The organism is Mameliella sp. AT18 (assembly GCF_028807275.1).
GTDB lineage: Bacteria > Pseudomonadota > Alphaproteobacteria > Rhodobacterales > Rhodobacteraceae > Antarctobacter > Antarctobacter albus.
Genome location: NZ_JARAMO010000094.1, coordinates 1 through 1,293, shown reverse-complemented (window position 1 = coordinate 1,293; position 1,293 = coordinate 1). Strand labels below are relative to the sequence as shown.

Annotated in this window: 1 pseudogene; it reads right to left on the bottom strand. The window is 56.4% G+C overall.

Annotated features, from left to right (window positions below):
* Positions 1 to 858: 858 nt before the first annotated feature.
* A pseudogene (locus tag PVW46_RS13210) lies at positions 859 to 1,293 on the bottom strand (transposase); the annotation flags it as partial.

Genomic DNA, 1,293 nt, shown 5'->3' with positions numbered 1-1,293 from the left:
AACCGGACCAATCAGCGGGGGCGGGTCACAATGAATATTTGCAGCTTCGCAGCTGAAAATTCCCTTGTTCTCATTGACGTGGGACGAGATAAACTAACTGCACTCAATACACCGCCTCCGCCTACCAGTTGATTGGCGAAATAATAGGGAGGCTCAAGCAAAGCACATCTATCCACTCTTGCTGCGTCAAGACAGCAACGTGAAACACTTTTTGCTCACTTCGCACTCCCATGCTCGCCTTGTGAAATTCATCGATTAGCGCGCTTTCTTCGGAGAAACCTACACTGGGGACAATCCCGCTGGGTTCACTTGAAGTCCAACTCCAAGGAACATCCAGTAGGTACGACTCATTGCAAATCCGCACCGATAGCACGCCCGCCCCAAATGATATTTTATATTTCTCCCTACCTGTGAAATAGAAATCCTCTATGTCGATATCAATCCCATCCGGAAAATAGTGGATCGAATCCAAACTAATTCGACTACCCAAGCTGCGCCCGGATTCCAAAGGATGCAAATCGTATAGAGTCACTCTGGGAACCTAAACTTTTCGTTGGGCCTGCCGCTTGGATAGTGCAGTTCTACTGTCCAAGCGCTTTTCGCTCCAGGCCGATTGTTTCTAATACTTTCATTTCTTCCGACATTCCCCGGGTGGTGTGCCGTCTGACGCCAAGATTGCCCGAACCAGGCCGCTGGGCAAGCATTTGCCGCCCTGAGCGGCGCCTGCGGGCGTGCGGGCTGCTGGAATAGGGCGGATCAGACCGCGAAGCCGCCGTGTTGTGTCCCGGCGGCAGTGTTTTTCAGCGCAGCGTGCAGACCTGTCCTGCCGCTTCTGTTCCGTTTGGGGCTGGAGTGCTGTCACGGGCATGAGGGAGGCGCTCGCAATCGGCGGATGGCGGCGAGGATGGCGCGTACCATCGGGCCGGTCACGGCAACCTCGGCCAGCTGGAAGGTGATGGCGCGAGCGTGGCGCACGACACGCCCCCCCGATCTTGATCAGTTTCAGTTGTAAGCTGGTCAACGACCAGTCGGCCATGGCCTCGGGCAGCTCGATACAGCGCAAGAAGGTGGCCAGGTTGTAGGCCAAGGCGTGCAGTTGCAGCAGCACCTCGTTGTCGCGAAACTTCCAGCATGAAAGCCGCGTCCAGCGGAAGGCGTATTTGCCTTCCTTGATGTGCTGCCCGGCGGTGCCGCGCTGGTTGTAGAACCGCACCACCCAGTCCGGCTCCATCGGCAGGTTGGTGACGATGAAACCGACACGCGGGAACGGCTCGTCCTGATCGGGGAAGAGAT